The following is a 19,825-nucleotide window of genomic DNA, read 5'->3' as shown; positions in this document are numbered from 1 at the left end:
AGACTGAATTCTATTATTTCGGGAATCCGTCTTCACTTTTTTCGGATCTTTTCTCCCGATACTCCGAGGGGCTTATCCCATACATTCGCTTAAACTTGGTGCTGAAATAGCTGGGGTTGGAGTAACGCGTCAATTCGGCGATATCCCACAGGTTCATCGACGTTTCTTCCAGCAGCCGGATCGCTTTGGCCATGCGTACCTCAGAGAGGTATTGAATAAACGTCATTCCCAGCTTGGCCTTGAACAACTCCGAAAAGTAGGAAGTACTATAATGGTAACGTTCTGCAAGCATCTGCAGATTCAGATCGTACATATAGTTTTCATCGATAAACTGCTTGGCCGCCTGGGTGATCGTATGATCCGAATCAGTAGGCTGCGCTTGTAAATGGCTATGGATTTTACGGGCCAGCCCCATGAGGAAGCCGTTTGCTTTGCCGACCGAATTCAGTTCCCATACCAGCTCGGGCCTGACCCATAGCTTCTCATAGGATTCCAGGGAAACACCAAGCGTTTTGGAGACCGTTTCCAATATTAAATAGAGCTGGAAAATGAATTTGACAAAATGGACATGGGATTCGTTCATCAGCCTTTTCAACTCTTTGTCGATCGACTGTTCAATGGAAAGAAGATCACCTCGAATGAGCTGATTTTGCAGCACCTTGGCCATTTCATTCGACACAATGGCTTTTGTTTGCCGAGCCTCTCTATCCCCCCTGTCGACATGGTAAAGGCGAATGCTCCAAGCAAGCAAGGAAGATATATAACCTTCCCCCCATTCCCGATAGCCGATAACAGGCTCTCCTATTCCGAAGGAGGGTTCAAACAACAAATGTCGGAGGGCACATTGCTGCAGTTGGCCCATATATTTCTGCACTGCGGCAAGGTCTCCGCCAAGGATGAAATGCATCAACAAGGGATGGCTCGAATCGTGAAAAACAAGCGAATCCATCATGCTGGTTTCCGCGAACTCCCGGCACAGCAGCTCGAAGGGCAGGCGAAGCTTGTCTGGAGTTCGATCCTCCCGTCGGATCGCCTCGCTCTTGTCCCTTAACCCAACGGTGATCAATCGAACTTCTTTGCGGGTCCAATCCTCCAATTGAAATAGCTTGAAGCGGTCTAGAAAATATCGCTCGTTTTCCCAATTCTCCTTAATCACCTCCAGGATAAAGTGCTCCTTCAATTCCTTTCCATTTTGAGAGAGCTTCCAATTAACCGTCTCCTGTTGGGCTTGAAGCCTCCGTTCTTGATCCAATTCCTGAACCAGCTTCTCCAGGATCCGGGCCAACTCTCTTGGTTTGATGGGCTTTAGAAGGAAATCCTTGGCCTGATGCCGAACAGCCGCCCGTGCATATTCGAATTCATCATATCCAGTGATGACGATAATTCGAATATGCGGGAATTGTTGATGACAGGATTCCAGGAAAGAAACTCCGTCCATGATTGGCATGTTCATATCCGTGATGACGATCTGGAAATCATTTTCCTGCAGTTGCTGTAGAGCCTCTCTGCCGTTGGCGGATTCCGCTGCAACTGTCAAATGTAAGTCTTCCCATTGCACTTTCAGATGGATACTCCTTCGGATTTCAGGCTCATCATCTACGATCATCACCTTATACACGCTCTGACCCCTCCTGTGCCGGTAAAATAAGTTCGATCATCGTCCCCCGGTCGATTTCCGAGTGAACCACGAATGAGAAGCGATTTCCATAATATAAGGAGCACCGTGCCAGAACGTTGCGAAGTCCGATCTGTCGATATTCGGCGTTCAGAACTTGATCAAATTGATGCGATTTGTATTCCGCTTGGAGCTTCTGCACAACTTCTGGAGGCATTCCGATTCCGTTGTCCTGAACATGAATCCTCAGTATTTCCGCCTCCCGGCTAGTCCGTATTGTCACTTCGGCGATGTCCCTGTGAGCCAAACTGTACTTCACGGCATTCTCCACCAGTGGCTGAAGGATAAACTTGACGATTTCCAATCGCTCCAGGTCTCCCTGTTCTTTGCTTGAAATCACTAACTGCTCCCCGAAGCGGATTTGCAGAATCGACAAATAATCGCTTAAGCAGCTCAACTCGTCCCGAAGTCGGACCAAATCATGGTTGATTTTCATGGAAAACCGCATCATATCGCTAAGGGAATCGACTACACTCAGCACATCCCTGGTCCGGCTCTGCAGCGCCAAACTGCTGATCAGTTCCAAAGTGTTAAATAAGAAATGCGGATTGATCTGCATAAGCAGCGCTTTATATTCCGCCTGTTGCCTCAGCAATTTCAGCTCAAATTCATTCTTGATGTGCTGCTTTAGCTGTTGCACCATGTTTCGAAAAGCGGAGGTCACGAAGCCGATCTCGTTGCGAACACGCGGCACAGCGGGTATTCGATTCTCAGCGTTGGCGAATTCCCCTTTCTGAACATAGCGCATGGCCGATGCCAACCGGGACAGCGGCCTGGTAATGCCGTGAGATAACCACGTCGCTATGAGGATCGCCAGGATCAGCAGAATCAAGGTAAAGATCACGATGGTTGTACGCAGATTGATCAAATTGGTATACAGATCAGCTTCAGAAACGATGCTGGCCAGCATCCAATTATTGACGCTCAGCTTCTTATAGACCAGAATCTCACGACCTTTGAGATGATTCATATAAATAACACCCTGAGTGCTGTCATTCGTACGTATGGTCTCAAGAATGGGTCCGGCTTCTGATTGCAGCTTAGCATCATTTTGCGGCAATACCGGAATACCATCTTGGTTCAGCAGGAATATGCTCCCGGTTTCCCCTACATGAATTCGATTCAGAGGTTCAAGCAGAAAATTGGAATCGAGATTCACCTTGAGAACGCTTTCAGATAATCGATGATCAAACGTCCCGATCGGCATCAACAAGCTGATGACCTGTCGCGAACTTTCATACCGCTTGTCCATCTGTTCCTCGTGCGAGGATGCCCAACGGTTTCCCCGACTTCGGTAGTTTTGGTACCACGGGCTCTGCAAAAATATACCGTCCTGTACAATCTGATTCTCCGATCCAATCCGCAGGCCTTCTTTGCGGTAAATGGCTACCGAAGATACGCCCGAGTAGCTGTTCGACGTCTGGGTCAATAACTGGCTCAGCTTAATGTCGGCAAGTATTTTCTCGCCTTCCGTCAAGGACGGATTCGATTGGGCGGCGTCCCAGGTTTTCGTGACGTCGCTATTGTATACGTGGGACGATAAATCATAAACCTGCAGCAGTGCCGTTTGAATAAAAGAACCGTACTCATCCATTTTTTCCAAAGCAGAAGACTCGATATAGGAACGGATGATCGAACGGGATTCGTTAAAGATTACCCATGACATCAAGCCGAATGAAAAGATCATCAGTGCGGAAAAGACAAGAATCATCCGATTTTTCAGTGAGTAGAACATAAGATCCCCTCTGGCATGTTGTGATGAAAGCTTTAATCGAATTATTGGGCTTGCCTGATTCATGCAATTATTAAAAACATAGTCCTATTCTATTATACCTCATCTTATTCCAGTAAATAGTCTACAGATCACAAAAATATTTTTATGCACGACATATACACGATTACTTATACGAATCTTCAATAATTAAGCATCATTTATTGAAGGTTCTCCACTATATTGTTTGACCAGTCATCAATAATCTTTTGATGTTCGAAGATGAAGTCCTTTCCCTTATCTGTCAACCAAAGGCATCGTACCATTGACGAGTTATACAGTTGGGTATCGCTTCTGGTAAGTCCGTTCGAGTTTAACCCTCTTACATAAACTGAGACCGATCTTGTTGAGCAATTTAATCTTTTGATCAGGACAGGGGTTAAATATTCATAAGGGATGCCGTTGCTATATGTATAGGATAAATCTTTGATTGCCATCAGCATCGTTTATTGCTTAGAAGAAAGACGGTTCCAGAAGGCTAAAGATTCCGGCGTCATGTATTCACCTACTCCTGTTCAGATGATTGCTCAATAGGTAAAATTCGATACGTGAACACTCTGTCCCTGTTTTGGGGTACTAAGAAATTTAGCCTGCCAGTGTAGATTTATTTTTTTGACCTATTCAGAATGCCTTCATATTTATAAGGAAAAAATTATTGTTCACATCGATGACCAGAGAAATTGTACAGTAAATAGGAAGAAGACAACGGCACGTATGAGTTAATGCACTTTCTATTGAAAACTTCACCAAGGAACTTCCAGGCGAGCATGTCGCCTGAACCGTCGTTTTTAATTACGCTTTTTAACTGCATGTTTGTACCCACCTATCAATGTGAATTTTTACTTTCTTGGCAATCCCTTTTTCAAATAATATATGGCTTCTTTAGGTTTTTCACGTAAAAATATGAAGATAGTTATAGACGCCTATTGGTTCTAAAAAACGTTTTTTTTGAAAGTCTCTTTGCAGAAATATATGCCTATTCCCTGTCTTCTCTTTGCTTCTGAGTTTCGAATTTGTCGTTTGCACATGGATCGAAAAGCCATGCGATCAGCGATCGCGACAATGTCCCCCAATTTGTGTCGTTTGAGCACAATGTCCCCACATTTGTGCGTTTCGTCACGACACAAAAGTTGGGACATAAAAACAAAAAAGCTTGATTTCTCAAGCTTCTGAGCGTTCAATTATGTCCCCACCTTTGTGTCCTTAATAAAGAAGTGAAGGAATGATGATGATTTATTTTGATATTGACATTAATAAAACTATGAATGTTGCCCCACCAAATATAGCGGAAAAAAATATTGATGTGAATTGCCCTTTACTATTTTCTTTGTTTAATAAAGATTTAAAAAATAGTAATGTACTTAGTATAAACAACCCAGAAAATATACTACCTGTGATGTATATCAATTGCAATTTCCTCACCTCTTTCTAATTTTCTGCGGTGTTTTTGTAATTCTCTTATTGCTTTACTCAGCTCAAATCAAAGTCCAAGTCTTTTGCACCACAACCCGTTTACTTGAGGGGCACTGAAAAAGGCCGTGAATTTTCAACGCGAGTTGAGATTCACGGCCTTTTCATTTGATTTATTGTCTTTCTTTTATTTCTCCGAAAACTCTAATTCATCAAAACTTTGAATTACTGTCAACGGTTCATCTCTTCTAATTTTAAAATTTAACGGAATATCTGTGTTTAGTTGTTCAAATGGCAAATCTGCTATAACAACTTTGTTATCCCTAGCCTTCCATTGCTGGAAAACAGAAATTGAAATAATAAACGGAATGATAGGTTTTATTGTTCTTCTACTCCTAACAACAATTAATTCTCCAATCTCATTTCTCGCCACAATAGCATTCAATTTATCAAATAATACTCTATGTTCATCTACTATACGTTGATTCATGAGGCTTCACTCCCCTTTCGATAATTTTAGTTAGTTCTAAAGAAGATGTCAAATATTGATCAAATGAAACGACAAGTAGTTATTTACTCAACTTTCGCAGCTTAAAAATGACAAACAAGCCTTGATGTAGTTGGTAAAGCGACAATCCATTGTCCTAATTGACACAATACTTGATGGAGCAGATGCTATTTGTCAGTTATTGAAATGATATACTAAAACCAAAAGCCACATAAGACCATTTCAGTCCAAGTGGCTTTTTGCCTTATTATAAATCAAATACAATTTTAACCTCATTTTATCGCTGGCATTTCATTTTTGCTATCAATTAGAGTAGCTCTACTGGGATTCACATGATATTTCCAATATGTCACTACATCATTACCCCCAACTTTTAGTTGATAATTCTTTGTCAATGCTATTACATATTCCATCATACCAAGCTCTTCAACCTTTGTTGTAAGTTTAACTTCCACTTTACTGCCCTGTACACCGCCAACATCTTCAAACATCGTTTTTACTTGATCAGGAGAAGCAGGAAACTCAGTTTTCATCTTAAGCACTTTAGCTATAGCATCCTTTTGAGTGAACTTCAATACATCTTCTTCGCTCCATCCTTTTTGAATCCACGTTTTAAGTTCAGGTGAATTTATTCTAATTGCCTCTTTACCACTTTGAACAAGCGTTACTTGATCTCTTACTGGCTTAGATTGTACTTGGATGCCATTATCCAACTTCGTTGAAACACCATCAACAGCATCTTCAATGAGGATAAACGTATTATTACGGAGCTTTAACCGTAATTCTGTTGGATTACTACCAAATGAAACAAACTCATTCTTTGCTTCCCCAACTACTTTTGATGAATTTAACCAAGCAATAATTTTTGTTACAACTTCTTTAGATTTTGAATCATCCATTCGTAAGGGCAAGGAAAATGACCCTGCTCCCGCATGTAATGGTATTAGATCAGAAGATTCAACATCCACTAGTTTGACTAAATGTAGTTGATTGCTTGCCATGAGTGTCTTCTTACTACTTACATCATAAAAGACACCAGCTACAGCCAAAGCTACAATAATTACCCAAACCAATATGTACCTGATATTCAATATCAATTTCCCCTTTGGTAGATTGCTTTACCTATAGACGTAATCTGCCATGATTATGTTTCTTAGGATGTTATTACAATATAAGTTTTTTAGTGTGATATGTTCGCTTAGATACAATCTCACTTTTATTTACGCCAAAAAAGCCACAACCATTGCACATCCCATTCATTTTGCATATTAATCTAATGTAATTTGTATTATAAAATCGTGCCATAAAAATCTGTCATAACTTTTATAAAATGCGGGAATCTTCATGTATTGTGCGGACGCTTAGACACATATGCTGAGAGAATCGTACGGTTGGGTTAGTATCATGTTAGAAGGAAATTACTTCCTAATGTCGAAATTTGAATATGTATAAAACATTGCAGTGGAGGTTGATTTTATGACGGAACTTTCAGATAATTTGGATTTAAGTAGATGTCCACATTGTTCTGTTGCTAGTCCAAATTTAAAGAGTTTGCAATATTTCGATACAAATAATCATAATGGTACAAACAGGAGAGTATGGAGAGTTTATTTCTGTTCACGTTGTGGCGGGTTAGTTACTGCGTGGGCAATACATGGGCAATCCTACGTACGAGATGTATACCCGTCTAGCGAAAAAGTAAATGAATGGATACCATCACCTGCGCATGATTATTTACAACAAGCATTAGAGAGCATCCACGCGCCTGCGGGTGCTGTAATGTTAGCTGCAAGTTCAGTTGATGCAATGCTTAAGTTGAAAGGTTATAAGGAAGGATCTTTATATACAAGAATAGGTCAAGCATCAACAAACCATCTCATTACTAATGACATGGCAAAGTGGGCTCACGAGGTAAGACTTGATGCGAATGATCAACGACATGCAGATGATCAAGTTCAATTACCTAACACAGAAAATGCAAAGAAAGTAGTGGATTTTGCATTGGCGTTAGGAGAGATATTGTTCGTCTTACCTTCAAAAGTTCAAAGAGGTTTACAACAAGCCCAAGCGTAATGATTATATTTAATATAATCCGTAGTAACTCAGCATAATTACAATGTTATTCTATAGATGGACAAGAATGAGCGTTGACAAATGAGTTGGCGTTTTTTATTGGGTTTCTGAGTGGCATTATCATTTTTTATTTTATTCCCGAGACCAGTAAGCTTTCGCTAACTGGCTCGCTGGTTTTTAATTTCTAAACCAGACGAAAATGACAGTGAAGAATCCAAAATTGAGAATCACCATCACGGGAATAACCTCCTTTCAGGAGCTGTTTAAAATATATTCAAATTTAAAATAACTATGATACATAGAAATGCGGCTGGTTCCTTGATAATGCTATTAAAATAATCTTGAACGATGTCCTTAGCGGATTCTTCAAAGATTTTGTTGTTGTACCTCTTGTATTGGTCTGCTCGTTTTCTCTTCAACTGATTCGCAAATTGCTTTCCGCCGTCCTTATCGTCGCTGTTATCTTACCCGCTTCTTTCGTTAATGCCGCGGGGGATTATCGTTCCTTTCACCCGAACCAAATCGTCATAACGGAAAATACGCCGCTTTACGACATTGAACTTTCCAGGGATTAAATTGACCGTAACTCCTACTGGCGCCGCACTTGCACCGCAAGTCGTCACTTGTACGGGCGGTTGGAACAATGAATATTTCGCCGTTGAAACTTGGATTGGAACGAAATGGGTTTCGTCTAAAAATCGTATTTATGGGAAAACCCGACGCCTAGTCGTTTTATATACCGCGTAACCGAAACCTTGAATCTATACGACGAACCATTTAAGGACAAGAAAACGGAATTAGCGATTGCGCCGCAAGACGTCGAAACAATCGACATACAAGGTATAACGGGGGATTACGTACTAATTCATACTTGGGTCGGCGATAAGTGGATTAATATGGGTGATTCAAAGACGCCGGTTCGCGCGGTTAAACGTTGGGGTTGGGTATTGAATAAATGGATTGATATAGGCAATCTTGACGACCCAGGTAAGCCCGACCCTAATATAAACCTAGATTAAAACGAAATGATCGGCGCCCTTCGTGGCGTCTTTTTTTTGCGAAGAAGTTAGAAGTAGCTAATTTCGATCCAGGCACCTAGAATGCGTGACGGCTTCATACGTAACGCGACACAAATTTCGGGACATTATCTCTTCCAGCATTCAACTTTGATGCAGCAAGTAATAAGACCTCTTGCGGCTTTTGCTTCCTTGATGCCCGGTTGATTGCCGGGAAATTGATGGAGTTATTGAGTAAACCATGCGGTTGTACTACTCCTTAGTTGCTCAAGTTTAGAAGAAAGTTGCGAGTACCGTAATAGGCATCGTTCCACCCCATTTTCGCATAGAAACGAAGTCCATCCATTCCTTTTAAATAATAGGCGCCGATTAATCGCTCCTTGAAATCTGGAATAATAATTCCGGCTTGCTCCTGGTAGTCTTGATAAGCTTGAATCACTTCAAGACGCTCCATGTGTCTATCGAGAATTGCGAGATCCACGAGAAAATCGCCGTATGCACAATTGCCGTCAATGATACCGGTTACACGTTTGCCGTCCGATAAAATATTCCAAGGGTGAAAGTCCCCATGGATAAAGTAGCGGTGCGGTTCATTGTAGGCCGAGTAAGCCATCAAACGGCTGTAACATTCATCGAACACGTCTTTTTCCAAACAAGTCGTTTGAAACAGGTCGTACCATCTCTCCCAGAAGGTCCCCGTCTGATCCTCCGCGAATGATGCAACTAAATAGTCCTTCCAAGTTTGAAATGTTCCGTCTCCGTTTGGCCTAATCCACCCATATCCGCACGTTGATCCGAGCTTCACATGGTTCATTCGATTCAAGATCCGAATAAGCTCTGTAAGCTGGCCGCTTTGTTGCTCAGTGGAGCAATCTGCTAGATTACCGCCATCGATCCGTTCCATGATCGAGTATGCTAGAGGTCCGACTTTCCCTAGTCCAAGACATCTGGGGAACGGAATACCCTGACTATATAAGTTGAACTAGACACTTTCCTTTTCTAATTGAAAGGATTTCTACCCATCAACCGTCGAATAAGTGAAGACCACTTAATGGACGGGTGATGACGATGGAAGCAGTTAAGTTACAGGAAGTTGAGAAACGGTTAAAACAAGAAAAGAACCGTCGAATGTTCGAGCGATACCAGACAGTTCGCTTACATTTACTGGGGCATGACAAGCAGCAAATTGCCACAATCATCGGGAGGTCGGAGCGTACGGTAAGAACGTATTTACAGCAATATCACGAATCCGGTTTAGATGGATTACAGATGAATTTCTCCCCTGGTCGCCGTGAGCGAATTACTAAAGAGCAGCAAGTGAAGCTTAAGAAGACAATCATAGAATCACTTCCTCATGAGGTTGGATTTACGGCAAAATTCAACTGGACGCTTCAACTGATCGGCGAGTATATCAAACGTGAGTTTGGCGAAAGTTACTCCATCCGGGGTGTGTCCAAGTTGATGCACCGTCTTGATATGAGCTATACCAAACCAACCTATACCTTAGCGGCAGCTGACGAAGAGAAGCAAAAAGAGTTTGTCGAAACAACCTTCCCAAGGTTAAAAAAATTACGAGAATGGCGAAATTGATCATTTATTGTTTGAAGATGAAGCCATGATCCGTGATTATCAAGCTCTTCAACGCACCTGGTTTGCTAAAGGCAAACAGCGAATCATAAAAACCACAGGCAAACATCGAGGCGTAAAGCTGTTTTCTACAGTTGATTACGGCACAGGCCAAATCGTATGGCAGGAAGATGAGGAATATACAGCTGAAAAGTTTCTGGTGTTTCTGCATCGAGTCGTTGATGCTTACCCCAAAGGCAAAATAACAATGGTATTGGACAATGCTCGAGCTCACCACGCAAAATTGCTTGAACCATTTTTTAAGGAGCAGCAAGGTCGGCTTAAACTTGTTTTTCTTCCTCCGTACAGCCCAGAACTTAATATCGTCGAGGGATTATGGAAATGGTTAAAGTCGGATGTGATTAATAATGTCTTCTATCACACCGTCGTCGAAATACGAGGAAACGTACATTCCTTCATGGAACAAATCATGAAAGATCCCTTAAACATCATCGATCGTCTATGCATTAGGATGGAATCAGGGGAGCTACCGGAAAACCAATAGTTCAACTTATATAGATAGCAGATCCGAAATAAAACGCTCCGTTTCATATGCCCCCTCCATGTCACTGAATTTAATGACGTATCCTTTTCCTTCAAAGCTGAGAGAGAACACACTGCTCAAGTTACCGCCTGCCATTGGGGTTATCTCTACCACTTTTGATCCTAGATGATTCCTCAATACTCCCTCTACCTCGGTAATGTCCAAGTTTGGTTTTTCATATGCAGTCATTGTTTCACACTGTACCTCTCGTATTTGTTTTTTGAACCGGGCTTCCATCATAAAACAGGGTGCCTCAATAAGGAAATGACTTCGTTTCATACCTTTGGCTTCATACGGAGTTCGAATAAATTCGCCTGCTTGTTTTTTGCTTTATGGATTAAATTCGAAATATATGCCTATTCCCTGTCTTCTCTTTGCTTCTGAGTTTCGAATTAACCGAAAAAGCTTCTCTGTCGTTTGCACATGGATCGAAAAACCATGCGATACGGCGATCGCGACAATGTCCCCCAATTGTTTTTGAGCACAACTAAGGTGATGTTTATATGGTCACACAGCCCTTCTTCGACAGCCATTAATGGACTTTCTTAAGCAAAAATTAAGGAACGAGAATGAGAGGGATGTTTTCATGAGATAGTACTAATTTACATCAACAATGACACTATCGAAATATTTATCTCCGACAATCACATACAATCGCCATAACCCTATTGAAGGTAAGGATAAGCCGGAAGGCATATTGATTTGGATCCCGTCAACGCTTTGGCCTTCATAGTCCCTTGGTATAACCGCTGAAAATACATTAAATATTTGTCCAGTTTTCTTGCTTAAACCAATAATTTTTACCTTTTGGCCAAGCAATTCTTCTTTTTTTTCCCAAAAGAACCACAAGTGCTTATCTGCTATATTCACTTTAAATTGATTTGGTGCTGTAAATGCAAGACGCTCTTTGACTCCTTGGAGTTGATATACATATTTTTCACCATTCTGGAAGGTCACGGGATAATCGAATTCAGGACTTGCTTGCCAATTGGTCATCAATTTGTCGCTATGCCTGTAATCATCCTCCAAATATAGTTGACGCCGGCCGTCCTGATACTCATATAGGTTTACCCGTAGCCAGCTCAGCTTCGCTTCATTGAACCAAAAGCTAGCTTTTCCTTTAATCGACCCTTCTGCACCATTACCGGTCCCTTCGCCTTCCCCTTGCATCGTCCATCCGAATGAAGGCAGATTATCCTTATAAAACCGGTGTACTTCGTCCACTGTATTTTTGGGTATCAGATAGCGATTAGAGGGGGGCGATTCCGGCTGCAATCCTGGGAAAAGCGGAATATCTTTTGTTCCGGGCAACATTTGAAGTTTGCTTTGAGTCAATCTCATGTTCATCTCTTTAAAATAGGGTAATGCCGTATAGGCGGCAATAACAAATATCCCTAAAAACACCATTGTTACAAATACTTTAACAGGAAAGTTCAAAATTTTATTCTTCGGTTTCTCGACTTCTATCCTGATTCTATTACTCAAGGCCATTGAGGAATTAATCGATCGTTTAACCGGAGGTTTTTTTAATATTAGCTCCCAGTCAAGTTCATTTATTTGTTTCATAAGATTCTGATCTCCTTTCATTGGCTTCAAGAAGTAAGGCCAATCTTTTACGTGCATAATGGAGCCGTGATTTGACTGTTCCTTCAGGCAGGTTCATTATCAAGGCGGTTTCCGTTACAGAAAGTGAATGATGAATGGTTAAGACCAGCACTTCACGTAGTTTTACAGGCAGATCCAGGACCATTTTCCAGATATCCTCCGTTACGATCCGGTCCAATGCTTCCTCTTCTGCAGATGCATGAGTATTACGATCCAACACGAAGCCAACTAAGGTCACTTTACGAAAAAAGGCAGACTTTAGATAGTTATAGGCGGTATGTCGGGTGATAGAGAGCAGCCATGTCTTAACCGAACTTTCCCCACGAAAAGAATATAAATTGCGGTATACCTTGACGAAAACGTCTTGTGTAATGTCATCCGCCCGGTCGTATATCTTTGTCAGGGTGAATGCGTAATTCCACACGTCCTTTTCGTATTCCGCAATCAATTCTTGCAAAATATCTTCAGGATCTCCGCCGCCCAGAAGGAACTTCAAGTATTCTTGCGCCATCCCCATCCCCCCTCTTACCAATTAGACAATCGGTGCATAGTCCAGGTTCAAAGATTCACAATACAAAGTATTTCTTCCCTGTGCTACCGGACGGATCCGGAAGGATGCCGCCGCACGCAGTATCCGACGAAACCCAGAACAAGAAAGAAAACTGCATAGGGGTTAGTTTTTTAATACTAATAATGGAAATTCTGCAATTGATCCCAATAACCTGCTAATAAATCTAATCGGGAATGAGATATGTTGATGTCATAAAACAAAAAGCCGCATTATAAGCGACTTGTAATGGGATATTGTTCATGTCATCTGACATTTAATTTAATAATGTCCGGCGACACAAACTTTAACAATGCTATAAAGAGAGGTTAGAAATAAGCAGACGGGCTATCCTAGAACAGAAATAGTTGTTGTAGACTACACCTCGACTCCTGATCAGAAATTGAATTTTATTGCAAGAATAAATCCAGTGTTAGGATTAGGTTCAAGAATACGTGGAAGATTTGTTGAAAATGATACTAGGATCATCTTTGATGAAGCAAATGCTATTAGTCAGTTATTGAAATGATATACTAAAACCAAAAGCCACATAGACCATTTCAGTCCAAGTGGCTTATTCTTAATCAAATACAATTTTAACTTCATTTTTCTTCTGGATCGAAAGTAGGCTTGTAATTGACTATTTTCTCTTCAACCAGCTGGATATTGTTATCTACTTCTTCGCAGTCGGGAAATTCTGAAAATAACAATCAAGTGCTTTTCAACTTGTCCGATCTCCATCCCACTTTATCATGAACTAGAGCTTTGCACCACAACCCGTTTACTTGAGGGGCACTGAAAAAGGCAGTGAATTTTCAACGCGAGTTGAGATTCACTGCCTTTTCATTATTGATTTATTGTCTTTCTTTTATTTCTCCGAAAACTCTAATTCATCAAAACTTTGAATTACGGTCAACGGTTCATCTTTTCTAATTTTAAAATTTAACGGAATATCTGTGTTTAGTTGTTCAAAAGGCAAATCTGCTATAACAACTTTGTTATCCCTAGCCTTCCATTGCTGGAAAACAGAAATTGAAATAATAAACGGAATGATAGGCTTTATTGTTCTTCTACTCCTAACAACAATTAATTCTCCAATCTCATTTCTCGCCACAATAGCATTCATTTTTTCAAATAATACTCTATGTTCATCTACTATATGTTGATTCATGAGGCTTCACTCCCCTTTCGATAATATTAGTTAGTTCTAAAGAAGATGTCTATAATGCTACATATAAACTAGACAGCAAAAAAGGAGTTTCTTAGTTGTATGACGGGTCCTAGAAGAAAGTTCACCCCTGAAGAAAAAGCACGAATCGTACTGGAAATTCTGAAGGAAGAAAAATCGGCTTCACAGCTAGCAACCGAACACGGCATTCATACGAATGTCCTCAACCGATGGAAAACGGAGGCGATCCAGAACCTCTCGCAATTGTTCGTCGACGATCGGAAAGGCATCACGAAAATGAAAAATGACTACGAACAGAAGATCGATGAACTCTACGCCGAAGTTGGAAAGCTGACAACTCAATTGTCGTGGCTCAAAAAAAACTACGACGGCACAATCATATAACAGGATTTTCCTGTTCTTTGTCGAATACATAAGGGAGAAGAATTTGCTAGGAGATGACCCTTATGCTTTCGAAAAATCGCCTCGGCGCTGCTCCAAAGATTTACTTCAAACCAGAAATGAACAACTGTCCACACTGTGAATCAAAATTAGCGCGTTCCCACAACGCGTGGAAAAAGAAAATCTCTACGTTATCAGGCGTCATTCACGCATGGAGTATGGCTTACGTTTGCTCAAACGAAAACTGCACACATGCTGGTGTGATTTATAAATCAGCAGAAGCAGAAGCTTTGAGCATGAAATATTCATCTTACAGCTATGACGTTCTTTGCCTCGTCGGTGAACTGCGTTTCAAGCATCATCGCACGCGTAAAGAAATTGCGGATGCATTAAATGAGCGTGGCATTGTAACCAGTGAACGGTATGCGCAATCGCTGTATGAAAGGTATCAAACCCTTCTGGCTGCAAGTCTCGACGAACACGTCAAACAAAGCTTGGCAGAGACAACAGCACAAAATGGCGGCATTATCCTCTCGATGGACGGTGTGCAGCCCGAGAAGGGAAATGAGATGCTATACGTTATTCGCGAAGTATTCAGCGGCACCATTCTTACGGCTCAGAACATGAAGAGTGGAGCCGCTTCCGAATTACGGACGCTTATCGATCCGATTATTGAATTGGGTTATCCCATCGTAGGGATTGTAAGCGATGGACAAGTTTCCATTCGGCAAGCCTTCGAATCACTCTTGCCTGACGTGCCATATCAATACTGCCAATACCATTATCTGAAAGACATCGCCAAGTCCGTTGTAGATGCCGATCGGAAACTCAAAATGGAACTGAAAAAGAGCATGCGTGGCTTGCGGGATGTGGAGCGAAAAATTGAACAAGTCGAGAACAAAGAACCAGAAACCATCAGTAACACAGAGGCGCAAGTCGCTAAGGGTTACGTGGCAGCTGTACGCGCTTTGCTTTTAGAAGACGGTGAACCTCCACTTGAATTGCCCGGTATGATCATTTATGAACGGGCACAGGCCATCCAGGCGTCGCTTGCGCGATGCTTGACTAAAAAAAGAGCCTCATCTCCTTCAAGGTCTAGTCAGAATTTTCAGTAAACTTAACGATCTTCAGTCTGGATACGAAAGCGTGTCCCGTTGGGCCCAGCCCATTTCTCACATTGCTAAGGCATTAGAACCGGATATAGATAAGACAAATGAGACGGTTGAATGGGAAATGGCTCATGTGTTGGAATGGCTCAAGCAAACCTATACCGAAGAGGAAGATTCAACTATGGTAGATAACGTGAATCGGTACTCTCGCGGATTCTGGAAAGGTCTATTTACTTGTTACGATCATTACTACATTCCAAGAACCAACAACGACTTGGAACAATTCTTCCGTCAGACGAAAGCTTGCCACCGTCGCATTACAGGACTCCGCAACTGGAACAGCTACATTATTCGAAATGATGAGATGATCGTGCTCGTAAGCGATGCGCTCCGCCAAAAGCATGCGATAGCTCGCCTACGAACAGTGAGTTATGAAGACTACAAAGAGCGTAAAGCAAAGTGGAATAAGCGATTATTCGGGAACGTCCAACGCAGACGGTTTAACCGAGACCCCGATTCTTATCTACAAAACCTAGAAAACCAATGGGACAAAGAGTATGTTTGTTGATTGTGCCGTCGTAGAAAAAAAATCTGGCCTCTAACCTTACTCGTGAGGAGCGTGTGGAGCTCTTGGACTGGGAACACCCCGAACATGCGATTGCCGTACAGGCGGAGCTGCTAGGCCTCAATCGCTCCGGTTTGTACTACAAGTCGGTCCCTCATCCCTGGAGGAAGTTCGCCTCAAGCACCGGATTGACGAAATCTACACCCAGTATCCGTTTATGGGTTACCGAACGATTGCAACGATCCTGAATCGTGAGGGAGATGCGATCCACAAAAATACGGTAAGGATCTACATGCGAGAAATGGGTATTATGGCCATTTATCCCGGTCCCAATCTGAGCAAGCGTAATCTCCAGCATCGAACGTATCCCTATTAGCTCAGAGGGTTACAGATCACACTGCCTAACCAGGTGTGGAGCGTTGACATCATGTATATCCGGATGCAACGTGGCTGGATGTACCTGTATGCCATCATGGACTGGTATTCCCGCTACATTGTGGATTGGCAGTTGGATCAAAGCCTGGAGATCGGCTTTGTGCTAGAAACGATGAACCGCGCTTTAGGAAAGCATCGGCCATCCATTATCAACAGTGATCAAGGCAGCCATTTTACAAGCCCACAATATCTCGATCTGTTGAAAGAGAAAGATGTTCGTATTAGCATGGATGGCAAAGGACGAGCTGTAGACAATATCGTTATCGAGCGCTTCTGGCGCAGCTTGAAGTATAATGAAGTGTATCTCAATGACTACAAGAGCCCGCGAGAGATGAGGCAGGGTGTAGAACGCTATATTCATCTTCACAATCACTACTTGCCCCATCAGTCTTTGCAAAACCATAGCCCTGTTTCTGTGTTTAACCAAAGTGTCGTATTCAGACCCAAATGAGAATAAAGGAAACCAACACCTTTCTCCCGCGCCTTCGCTTGGGCTTTGTCCTCCACATGTGGACAACGCTTTGATAGGAATATTTATCATTTATTCCAATTGAACTCGTGGAAAACAATCCTACATCATGAATTTCATAACGACATTGTGAAGCATTTCACACCTTAAACTAATCTAAAAAACTGTCTTGACATCTTGTAGCACCATATTTCGCGAGCATTGACAACTCGATGCAATGCTGTGCTGGCTCAATCCCATGCGATTAAGCCGTAAAATGTCTTGATACTTGGTCATTGGGGGACCTCCCACTGTGAATTTGCGCTCCTCTTTCGAAGGCGCATTCCCCCATTGTAGCGGACAAAACTAGCGATGGCTCTCACGATTAACATCGTGGCTCTATTTCATTAACAGGGTGGCTCTCATTCATTAACTCAATGGCTCTATGGCACCGAAATATTCATGTTATTTAGCGATTCCCCAGCCGAAGCCAGTCATCCACGTTCCAAATGAATTCACCTTTCTCGCTCTTAATTGTGATTGGCAACCTCCTAATAATTTACTATTAGTTGAATTATACCATAGAAAAAGAAGCTCGTATCATCATCGAACTTAGTCGATAATTCATTGAGCTTCGAATGATGAATGGAGTTGATTAATCTGCTAAAACATCTATGAATATTCAAGTTTTATTTGATAAAACTGACAACCTAAAAAAGACCCGTTTTATCAAGGTTCTTAACAGAATTTTAATCTAATTTCTCATATTATGATCACTGTCATTAACTATATAAGAGTTATGCAAACCAAATTAGATTTAATCATTGGTAAACCCCTGTTTTTTCATACGATTTCTTATTTTCTGTAAATCTTGGTTTTTATATTGATTAGGGATCTTTGAATTGTTTAATAAATCTATGGAGGTCACTAATGTATTTATTTCTTCTGGAGTTAACAAATTTCGTTGAATTCCCCATTTTTTTATATTATACCAATAGTCTATTCCCAAATTAAAAATAAGCATTTCTGCTTCAATTCCATGCATCAACTTTTGTTCAACTTTAAATTCAGATTTCATTTGTTTTTTTTCACTATTATCAATAAGAACATTCTCAATACAATCAATTAAATCAATATCTAATGATTTTAAGCCAGACCAACATTTCTCTCTTTTACACCATTGAGTTACATTAAGCACTTCACGTTTATTATCATTAATATGATCATTTACAATCTTAGTCAATATGATGAATTGCTTATTTAAGTCATCCGAAATCGATTGCTTATTCCATATTAATTGTAAATCCAATGTTTTATTTTTAAATGATTTATTAATCAAATAAGAAAGCAATGAAATCGAATAAGTAACTATATTAGCACGATATCCGCCAGGAGTGTACCAAGATTGATTTGAAACAAGTCTCTCAACATAATCGAATAAAATTGCCAACGCTATTGATTCTTTAAAATATTCTTCATTAAAAGTATGTTCACTTTTTTCCCATTCTTCGACGATACCTCCTGCAAATTGAACAAAATTAGTTTGAATTCCCCTGCTCACAATATGAGGAAGACATTTCCAAGAATTTTGATATTTTGCTAAATCAGTTTTAGTTATCAGTTGAGATTTTGGATTTTGTAATTCAAATCTCCCTTTTTCTGATTTTGTTAGTTTCATCTGACTTTGCAAATATTGACCTCTGGCTCGTTCATAATACCAATGAGTCTCATGCTGAGCCCCATTCATAGCTGGTGCATAAACCCTTCTTGAAATTTGCTCCATCCTTATATGAAATTGATGGTTTGAAAAAAAGTCGGCTTCGCTAACTTTGTTCTGACTATTTGATGACCGAGAAATATTTGGAATAATATCAACTGCTTCATCTGCTTTTACTAAGGTGAGTTTCATTTGTACATTTATCTTTTCTAAACGTGCCTTATCTTTATATCTAGCTGAAGATATAGATGCAGTTGTTTGACCCCCGTTTACAATTTGAAAGTCCTTTGCAAATTTTAAATATTTTCCATCATTGCCATCTTCGATAATAAGATCTGTAGCAGTAGCAGATATACCATTATTATATGCAAAAAACATCTCGGGCTCATGTAATATCGTTTGTCTAATCCTTTTGTTTACAGCTACTTTAGTGCTTAAAAATGAACGTACATTACCCTCCAATAAGTGGGAACCATATTTATCGTAAATGTCAGCTAATATATCGCCAGGTATCACACATAAAAAAGACCTATAATTACTCGTGTCCGAGAAACTTGCTTCAATACAAGGAATACCATTTTTATTAAATTCTTCAAAGTTTATTTCATTTCCATTTATCCCCTCATTTGAACTTAATACCCTAAACAATCTTGTGATATCCCATATATGATATTCAATTTGAATCCCATCTAGATCTCCAGTAGGCAGTGATTCTACTCTTTCACTTAATAAATTATCTGTTAAAAGTAAAAATTTATACTTCCTAATATTATCTTGTTGTGATTGTAATAAATCGATCAAGTCGTAGGCTGCAGTACTAATTTCAATTTCCTGTTGTAACTTTCCGTTTAAAGCTTGGTCGATAAAAGTATTCACATTTTCAAATATCTTACTAACTTCACTCTTATTATGAATTTTTCCGAATTCACTCCCCGAGAATTCGGCAATAATAACATATAATGTAGAGTCAAATTCGTCAAATGCATAACCATCAACCTTCATTCGTTTTCCACGCTTGGTAGTTCCAACATAAAAACAAGGATAAAAATCAGGTAAAACTTCACTCTCCAAAAGTTTATTTGCAATTACTTGAACAAATGAGGAAGTTGTCCCTTCTTCGTTATTTAATGCTGTTGCCTTCACAGTCTCTAATAAATCTTTTCTATATTCTTCAAGCTCCATATTTATCATCCTTAATAAAAAATA

General features: G+C 40.6%; 15 protein-coding genes and 2 pseudogenes. 6 read left to right on the top strand and 11 right to left on the bottom strand.

Annotation, left to right across the window (positions count from 1 at the left end):
• Positions 1-13: 13 nt before the first annotated feature.
• From BLV33_RS26905 to BLV33_RS26880, 4 genes are all read right to left on the bottom strand, one after another.
• Positions 14-1,618: a response regulator transcription factor gene (locus BLV33_RS26905; protein WP_253187277.1), complete on the bottom strand. Its 1,605-nt coding sequence runs from the start codon at positions 1,616-1,618 to the stop codon at positions 14-16.
• Entirely contained in the window at positions 1,611-3,410 is a 1,800-nt protein-coding gene (locus tag BLV33_RS26900; RefSeq protein WP_090799356.1) for a sensor histidine kinase, read from the bottom strand. The genes BLV33_RS26905 and BLV33_RS26900 overlap by 8 nt, the downstream gene beginning before the upstream one ends.
• Before the next feature lie 1,633 nt (positions 3,411-5,043).
• Positions 5,044-5,346 carry a hypothetical protein gene (locus BLV33_RS26885; RefSeq protein WP_090799351.1) on the bottom strand — a complete coding sequence of 101 codons (303 nt, stop codon included), beginning with the start codon at positions 5,344-5,346 and terminating at the stop codon, positions 5,044-5,046.
• A gap of 290 nt (positions 5,347-5,636) precedes the next feature.
• Positions 5,637-6,455, bottom strand: coding sequence for a hypothetical protein (locus BLV33_RS26880; protein WP_090799349.1), 819 nt, complete (start codon positions 6,453-6,455; stop codon positions 5,637-5,639).
• A gap of 385 nt (positions 6,456-6,840) precedes the next feature.
• Here BLV33_RS26880 and BLV33_RS26875 point away from each other — a divergent pair, with 385 nt between their 5' ends.
• Positions 6,841-7,437: a DUF4145 domain-containing protein gene (locus tag BLV33_RS26875; protein ID WP_090799348.1), complete on the top strand. Its 597-nt coding sequence runs from the start codon at positions 6,841-6,843 to the stop codon at positions 7,435-7,437.
• Positions 7,438-7,901: 464 nt separating this feature from the next.
• On the opposite strand, the gene BLV33_RS29050 is transcribed toward BLV33_RS26875, so the two are convergent.
• Together BLV33_RS29050 and BLV33_RS26865 are read right to left on the bottom strand one after the other, a co-directional pair.
• Positions 7,902-8,081 carry a hypothetical protein gene (locus BLV33_RS29050; RefSeq protein WP_139305851.1) on the bottom strand — a complete coding sequence of 60 codons (180 nt, stop codon included), beginning with the start codon at positions 8,079-8,081 and terminating at the stop codon, positions 7,902-7,904.
• Between the two features lie 631 nt (positions 8,082-8,712).
• A pseudogene (locus tag BLV33_RS26865) lies at positions 8,713-9,417 on the bottom strand (aminoglycoside phosphotransferase family protein); the annotation flags it as partial.
• A 98-nt stretch (positions 9,418-9,515) separates the two neighbouring features.
• Between BLV33_RS26865 and BLV33_RS26860 the strand changes: the two are divergent.
• A protein-coding gene (locus BLV33_RS26860) for an IS630 family transposase (RefSeq protein WP_253187010.1) occupies positions 9,516-10,584 on the top strand; the annotation gives its coding sequence in 2 pieces (ribosomal slippage) (positions 9,516-10,025 and positions 10,027-10,584; 1,068 coding nt in all).
• Positions 10,585-10,590: 6 nt separating this feature from the next.
• Here BLV33_RS26860 and BLV33_RS26855 read toward each other — a convergent pair.
• From BLV33_RS26855 to BLV33_RS26840, 4 genes are all read right to left on the bottom strand, one after another.
• The gene (locus BLV33_RS26855; RefSeq protein ID WP_139305850.1) at positions 10,591-10,863 is read right to left on the bottom strand and encodes a hypothetical protein; all 273 of its coding nucleotides are present in this window, start codon (positions 10,861-10,863) and stop codon (positions 10,591-10,593) included.
• Between the two features lie 357 nt (positions 10,864-11,220).
• Positions 11,221-12,189 carry a hypothetical protein gene (locus BLV33_RS26850; RefSeq protein WP_090799342.1) on the bottom strand — a complete coding sequence of 323 codons (969 nt, stop codon included), beginning with the start codon at positions 12,187-12,189 and terminating at the stop codon, positions 11,221-11,223.
• Positions 12,173-12,739 carry an RNA polymerase sigma factor gene (locus BLV33_RS26845; protein WP_090799340.1) on the bottom strand — a complete coding sequence of 189 codons (567 nt, stop codon included), beginning with the start codon at positions 12,737-12,739 and terminating at the stop codon, positions 12,173-12,175. The genes BLV33_RS26850 and BLV33_RS26845 overlap by 17 nt, the downstream gene beginning before the upstream one ends.
• Positions 12,740-13,643: 904 nt before the next feature.
• Positions 13,644-13,946 (bottom strand): hypothetical protein, encoded by a 303-nt coding sequence (locus tag BLV33_RS26840; protein ID WP_090799339.1) that lies wholly within the window; start codon positions 13,944-13,946, stop codon positions 13,644-13,646.
• A gap of 99 nt (positions 13,947-14,045) precedes the next feature.
• Here BLV33_RS26840 and BLV33_RS26835 point away from each other — a divergent pair, with 99 nt between their 5' ends.
• The 4 genes and pseudogenes from BLV33_RS26835 to BLV33_RS30310 all read left to right on the top strand — a co-directional run.
• Positions 14,046-14,348, top strand: coding sequence for a transposase (locus BLV33_RS26835; protein ID WP_090799337.1), 303 nt, complete (start codon positions 14,046-14,048; stop codon positions 14,346-14,348).
• Positions 14,349-14,410: 62 nt separating this feature from the next.
• Entirely contained in the window at positions 14,411-15,460 is a 1,050-nt protein-coding gene (locus tag BLV33_RS26830; RefSeq protein WP_253187276.1) for a transposase, read from the top strand.
• Between the two features lie 31 nt (positions 15,461-15,491).
• Positions 15,492-16,022, top strand: a complete 531-nt coding sequence (locus BLV33_RS26825) for a hypothetical protein (protein ID WP_090799334.1) — start codon at positions 15,492-15,494, stop codon at positions 16,020-16,022.
• A 14-nt stretch (positions 16,023-16,036) separates the two neighbouring features.
• Positions 16,037-16,905: pseudogene (locus tag BLV33_RS30310) on the top strand (IS3 family transposase); the annotation flags it as partial.
• An 814-nt stretch (positions 16,906-17,719) separates the two neighbouring features.
• Here BLV33_RS30310 and BLV33_RS26810 read toward each other — a convergent pair.
• Entirely contained in the window at positions 17,720-19,801 is a 2,082-nt protein-coding gene (locus tag BLV33_RS26810; protein ID WP_171909392.1) for an AIPR family protein, read from the bottom strand.
• Between the last annotated feature and the right edge of the window lie 24 nt (positions 19,802-19,825).

It is taken from the genome of Paenibacillus sp. GP183, from assembly GCF_900104695.1.
GTDB lineage: Bacteria > Bacillota > Bacilli > Paenibacillales > NBRC-103111 > Paenibacillus_AI.
This window is presented reverse-complemented; position numbering and strand designations above follow the sequence as displayed.